This is a genomic window from Massilia terrae (genome assembly GCF_024753145.1).
Classification (GTDB): Bacteria; Pseudomonadota; Gammaproteobacteria; order Burkholderiales; family Burkholderiaceae_D; genus Telluria; species Telluria terrae.
Map to the genome: position 1 here is coordinate 1 of NZ_JANUGU010000019.1, position 5853 is coordinate 5853.

At 66.9% G+C, this 5853-nt stretch carries 4 protein-coding genes; 2 read left to right on the forward strand and 2 right to left on the reverse strand.

All coding sequences use genetic code 11. The features are described 5' to 3' along the window. Positions 1 to 204 precede the first annotated feature (204 nt). Positions 205 to 2355: a TonB-dependent receptor family protein gene (locus NX778_RS24455; protein ID WP_258814428.1), complete on the forward strand. Its 2151-nt coding sequence runs from the start codon at positions 205 to 207 to the stop codon at positions 2353 to 2355. On the opposite strand, the gene NX778_RS24460 is transcribed toward NX778_RS24455, so the two are convergent. Together NX778_RS24460 and NX778_RS24465 are read right to left on the reverse strand one after the other, a co-directional pair. Further along, a complete protein-coding gene (locus tag NX778_RS24460) occupies positions 2321 to 3799 on the reverse strand; it encodes a DUF3482 domain-containing protein (RefSeq protein WP_258814429.1) in 1479 nt (492 codons plus the stop codon). The two genes, NX778_RS24455 and NX778_RS24460, sit on opposite strands and share 35 nt — an antisense overlap. Continuing rightward, complete coding sequence (locus tag NX778_RS24465) at positions 3796 to 5238, reverse strand: DUF2868 domain-containing protein (RefSeq protein WP_258814430.1); 1443 nt, start codon at positions 5236 to 5238, stop codon at positions 3796 to 3798. The genes NX778_RS24460 and NX778_RS24465 overlap by 4 nt, the downstream gene beginning before the upstream one ends. A 133-nt stretch (positions 5239 to 5371) precedes the next feature. On the opposite strand from NX778_RS24465, the gene NX778_RS24470 reads away from it, so the two are divergent. Beyond that, a complete protein-coding gene (locus tag NX778_RS24470) occupies positions 5372 to 5845 on the forward strand; it encodes a YbhB/YbcL family Raf kinase inhibitor-like protein (RefSeq protein WP_258814431.1) in 474 nt (157 codons plus the stop codon). Positions 5846 to 5853 lie beyond the last annotated feature (8 nt).

The following is a 5853-nucleotide window of genomic DNA, read 5'->3' on the forward strand; positions in this document are numbered from 1 at the left end:
TTTTTTTGCTTCGCTTCAGTTTCCTGAAGGACTCTCCAAGCTCAACTACTTGATTTCGTTTGGCTTTTCGATGCGTCATCGAAGCGGACGCGAACTATAGCAAACCGGCTCAGCAGTGCGCAAGGGCTTTTGTGCTGCGATGCGCAAAATACACGGAAGCGCGCGGAGCGCTCATCCATATCTGCGCTATAGTCCGCTGTCGAAATGACCACGCCCACGGCCATCAACCATATGCTTCGCCGCAAGTTGCCACTCGCATTCGCCGTTCAATACCTTCTCGTGCTGCCCGCGATCGCCGCGGCGGCGGATGGCGGCGCCCAACAGCCTGCCCCGGTCGTGGTGGTCAGCGGCAGCAAGATGCAGCACAGCAGCTTCGACCTTGCGGCGTCCGTCGACGTGATCGATGCCGCGCAGATACAGGATGCACAGCTGCGCGTGAACGTCTCCGAATCGCTCAACAGCGTGCCCGGTATTGTGGTGCAGAACCGGCAGAACTATGCGCAAGACCTGCAGATCTCGTCACGCGGCTTCGGCGCCCGCCCGGCTTTCGGCGTGCGCGGCGTACACCTGCTCACCGACGGCATCCCTGCGACCATGCCCGACGGCCAAGGCCAGGCCGCGACCTTCAACCTCGATATGGCCGAACGCATCGAAGTGCTGCGTGGCCCCTTTTCCGCGCTGTACGGGAATCACTCCGGCGGCGTAATCCAGCTGTTCACGCGCGATCCGAGCGGCGACGCCGTCGTCGGAGTCACGACCGCCGCCGGCAGCGATGGCATCCGCAAGACCGATGTCAACGCGGAAGGAACGGCCGGCCCGGTCGGCTTCCTGCTCGACGCTTCGCATTTCGAGACCGCCGGCTATCGCCGCCACAGCGCGGCCGAACGCGATCAGGCTTACGCGAAGCTGGTCACACGGCCGGACAAGGACAGCCGCCTGACATTGATCGCGAACTCGCTACACCAGCCGGATACGCAGGACCCGCTGGGCACTACCTGGGCGACCTTCCAGCGCGATCCGCGCGCATGCGAGACCGACCCCGCCGATACCCAATCGCCGCAGCGCTGCTTCGCGGAGCGCTACAACACCCGCAAGAGCATCGGCCACACCCAGGCCGGCCTCGCATACGAACGCCGCTTCGGCCTGGACAGCCTGCACCTCACGCTCTACGGCGGAAACCGCAAGGTCACGCAGTTCCAGGCATTCTCGAAAGGGTTCCAGTCCTCGCCCTCCAGTTCCGGCGGCGTGGTCGACTTCGATCGCGACTTCAATGGCCTCGACCTCAACTGGCAGGACACGCGCACGCTCGATGGCGCAACCCTGCGCACCACGATCGGCGTCGAATATGGTTCGTCACGCGACCGCCGCGCCGGCTACGAGAACTTCGCCGGCACACAGTTCGGCGTCATCGGCAATCTTCGGCGCGACGAAACCGATGACCTGCGCACGCTCGATCCCTACCTGCAGTCCGAATGGCAGCGTGGTCGCTGGATCCTGACCGCCGGCCTGCGCCACACGCGCCTGGACGTGGACGTGCGCGACCGCTTCCTGTCCAACGGCGACGACAGCGGCCGCGTGAGCTATGCGCGCACGACTCCGCTACTCAGCGCCCTGTACAAAGTGGCGCCGCAGCTGAACGTCTACACCAGCGCCGCGCGCGGATTCGAGACGCCGACGCTCAACGAACTGTTCTACTCGGGCGCCGGCGGCGGCTTCAATTTCCGCCTTCGTCCGTCCACCAGCATGAACGTCGAAGCCGGCGTGAAGGCGCTGCTGCCCGACCACCTTCGCATCGATGCCGCAGTCTTCCAGGTGCGCACCCACGACGAGCTCGCGGTCGACAGTTCCACCGGCGGCCGCACCAGCTATCGCAATGCCGGCCGCACGCTGCGCCAGGGGATGGAGCTCTCGCTGCACGCGGGCGAGGACAGCGGCTGGAACGGGCAGCTGGCGGCGACGCTGCTGCGCGCGGTCTACGATGAAGGCTTCGGCAATGTCCCGGCCGGCGCGCGGCTGCCGGGCGTGCCGAACGCGAGCCTGTTTGCCAGCGCGGGCTGGAAGGACGACAGCGGCTTGCTCGATGCGGCGATCGAAACCTTCGCCAGCGCCAGGGCCTATCCGGACGACGCCAACGCGGCGCATCCCGCTCCGGGCTACACGACCGTCAGCGCGCGCCTCCATTCGCGCCAGCAGTATGGCGCATGGTCGATCAAGGAATTCGCGCGGCTGAACAACCTGTTCGACCGCAGCTTTGCCGGCTCCGTGATCGTGGGCGACAGCAACCAGCGCTATTACGAGCCGGCGCCGCGGCGCAACTGGGTCATGGGCTTGTCCGCGCAGTACCGGTTCCGTTAAGCGCAGCGTGCGGATACAGCCGCGCGAGCACACGGTCGATGATGCGCCCAAGGCGCGGAACCAGCAGGGCGACCGCTTCATCGCGGCTCGGCGCGGAACGTAGCTGCTGCCACAACGCGCTGTCGTCGGCATCCACCGCAGCTTCGACCTCGACCTGCCAGAAGGGCGGCGACTCGCTCTCGACGAAATTGCCGCGCCCGCGGCCGAAGTGCGCGACCGCCAGGTAGCGCAGCACCGCGCCGACCAGCATCGTGTGCAGGAAGGCATCCGCGAACTGCACGCTCGGGTGTTCGCGATCAGTACCACGATTGAAGCCCCAGGCCGCGCCGGCCATCGTCAGCCCGCCCACGATCGCACCAAGGAGCGCGCCGCCGCCGAAGGTCAGGCCACCTGCCATCAGGTCCGCCGACAGACCGGTCGCCGCCCCCGACAGGATGGCGCCAAGCAGCCCGGCCTGCGCCTTGTCCAGCGGGGCGCGCACCGCGAAGTTCTCGCGTACGCGGGAATTGATCTTCGCCGCTTCACCGGGGTCGAGCTTGTGCAGCGCGAGCAGCGCAGTCGTCGTCCGGCCGATATGCGTGTTCAAGCGCTCGACCAGCGCGGCCATCGCTGCCTGCTCGGCCTTCTCGCGGTCTCTGGCCAGGCCGATCGACTGCATGGCTGCGCGCACAAGACCGCCCTGCCTGACCTCGACTGGTTCGCCGTCGCGCGTGGCGTCAACCAGCTGGGCTGCGATCACCCGCACGGCCGCGCGATAGCGCTGCAGGTTGTGCGCTTCCCACGCCGCCTGCAGGCGCGCGTAAGCCTCGCGCCTGGAAGGCTCGATGAGCTGCCCGATCGCGCCGTAGAACACGTGTTCATGCACCCAGCAACGCGCGAAGGCATCCAGCGCGAGCACCGAGCGCACCGCGGGATACTGCGCCAGGTGGTCGCGCCAGCGCTCCTGCTCGGCCAGTTCTTCCGCACCGGGACGCGGTGGCCCCATCTGGTTGAGCAGCACCACGACCGGCTTGCCCAGCCACTCGAGGATCTTCATCTCGGGCGGCAGGTAGCCGGCATCGCGCGGCTGCTCGGCCGAGTTGACGAGATAGAGCACGACGTCAGCCTGGTCCCGCGCCGCGCGCAGGGCCTGCTGGCTGAGCCAGAAGGTACGGTCGCGGTAGCGGTCGAACACCTCGCGCATGAACCAGCCGATGGGATTGCCCGACATCGCGAGGCGCTTGAGCAGCCGCACCGAATCGCCGAAGCCGGGCGTATCCCACAGCACCAGCGTGTCGCCCTCCTTCGTCGTCAACAGCGGATGCGATTCCGCGAATACGGTGACGTGGGCGGCATCGCGCACTTCACCGACATCGACACCGGTAAGTGTGCGCGCCAGCGTCGTCTTGCCGTTGTTGGTGTGCGAGACCAGCGCGAACTGGATGGTGACGGGCGCGGCATTCATGCGCGCACCAGCGCATCGAGTTGCGCATGTCCAGGATCGAGCAGGTTCACGAACTGGGCTTCGGTGCGATGAAAGCGGCAGAACTCGCGCCACAGCGCGCTGCGTTCCGCCAGGCGCGCGTCGTCGCGCTGGGCATACGGAGAGGTGTCGACGATGACGGCCGGCGCGCGCGGGCTGCGGCGCACAAGATAGTCGAGGAAGGCGCCGTGGTTTTCGTTCTCGGGCGTGGCGGCGAGACTGAACAGGGCCGCCGTCAGCGCTACTCCGGAGTCACCCAGCGTCTCGTCATGCAGGAACTTGTCGGGATCTTCACCGTAGGGGCAAGAAGGCCGCAACATCAGCTGCGCGTTATCGCCAAGCGCGGCCCGGGCAAGCGTGCCAAGACCTTGGTCGCGCGGCGCATCGACGGTGAAGCTGTAGGGGATCACGCGCAGCACCGCCGGGCCGGCGGCCCCTGCGTGCTGGGCGAGCGATGCAAAATACGGCCCCGACAAGTCAAGCGGAAAACGGCGCTGCAGCCGGCGTGCGCGCCAATGGGCAAAGCCAGCCAGCACAAGTCTCGGCACGATCACGAGGATCGCCAGCGTCGCAGCGTACAAGTGGACCCAGCGGGCGCCGTCCGCAGCGGAGGCGCCAGGCGCGAAGCGCAGCGCTTCGATGTCGGCGAGCGAGAAGCCCTGGATCGGGAAAACCAGCATGGCGGGCGCGAACAGGAACGACAGCAGTGCGTGCACCTGCCGCGCATCGAGGAAGGTGCTCTCCCATCCGGCGGCGTATTGGGTCAGCAGCCCGCGCGCATACAGCGACAGCACGGCGCCGATCGCGAAGCAGGCCGCGGCCAGGTGGATGGCGCGGCTCAGCCGGGCGCGCGTCAGCTTCGACGACAGCGCGGTCCAGTCATCCATGAAGCGCAGCAGTCCCGCCGACAGCGCGGGCGCGAGCTTGCGCGGCAACGCGGCCTTGCCGACGCTGAGGCGCCGCAGCGCCGCGGGACGCACCCAACCGGTCGCGCCGCCTGGCACGAACAACCAGGCAAACAGGATCAGGTACACCAGCAGGTTCCAGCCGATGATCAGCAACAGCGGTGCGGATAGCAGGTCGACGCGGTGTGGATCGGCGATGCGGTCGAGAGCCGCGCCGGCGACCAGGCCAAGCAGCGGCAGCAGCGCGGTCAGCGCGGGCAGGATCGGGCGGCGCCGCACGAAGCTCGCGAATGCGGGCGTGCGCTCGGCCAGCCGCTTGAGGATCAGCTCCGAGCGCTGCTGCAGGAAGTGGTCGACCGTAGCAGCGGTCTTGCTGTCGGCGGCCTGCCACGCAGCCAGCTCGCGCGCGCTGCGGCTGGCGTAATGGCGGTCATCGTCGGACAACACCGCATGATCGCTGTCACTGGTCTCGATTGCGCGAACCAGCACCACGTCGCGCGCCACCTGTTCGTTCATGCGCTCTCCCGATTGAAGGATGTACACTGCCATTATGCCAATAGGCCGATTGTGCCCCAAGCCCGGATCAGCGACGGGGCAACCTTTGCCGACGGCGGCGGTCAAACCTCAATACTGTTCAGGGAGCGTAACGATGAGCCTGACATTGACGGCAGCGGATTTCCACTCTGGCGGCAGCATCCCCGCGGTACACACCTGCGACGGTGCGGACACCTCGCCCGCCTTGTCCTGGACGGGTGTGCCAGCGGGCACGAAGAGCCTGGTGCTGATCATCGACGACCCGGACGCGCCCGATCCGGCCGCGCCGAAAATGACCTGGGTGCACTGGGTCCTGTATAACCTGCCGCCGCAGGCCAACGGCTTGCCGGCAACTGTGCAGGCCGCAAGCCTGCCGCCCGGCACTCTCAGTGGCATGAACGACTTCAAGAAAAGCACGTATGGCGGTCCGTGTCCGCCAGCGGGGCAGCACCGTTACTTCCACAAGCTGTATGCGCTCGACATCGTGCTGCCGGACCTCGGCCATCCAAGCAAGGCTCAGGTGGAGAAGGCGATGCAAAACCATGTGCTCGCCCACTCGGAGTTGATTGGAACTTACCGGCGCAAATGAAGGGTCGC

Excerpts from the sequence above, each read along its gene's own strand:
- NX778_RS24470 (WP_258814431.1), top strand. The coding sequence starts at position 5,372 with ATGAGCCTGACATTGACGGCAGCGGATTTCCACTCTGGCGGCAGCATC.
- NX778_RS24460 (WP_258814429.1), bottom strand. The coding sequence starts at position 3,799 with ATGAATGCCGCGCCCGTCACCATCCAGTTCGCGCTGGTCTCGCACACC.
- NX778_RS24455 (WP_258814428.1), top strand. The coding sequence starts at position 205 with ATGACCACGCCCACGGCCATCAACCATATGCTTCGCCGCAAGTTGCCA.
- NX778_RS24465 (WP_258814430.1), bottom strand. The coding sequence starts at position 5,238 with ATGAACGAACAGGTGGCGCGCGACGTGGTGCTGGTTCGCGCAATCGAG.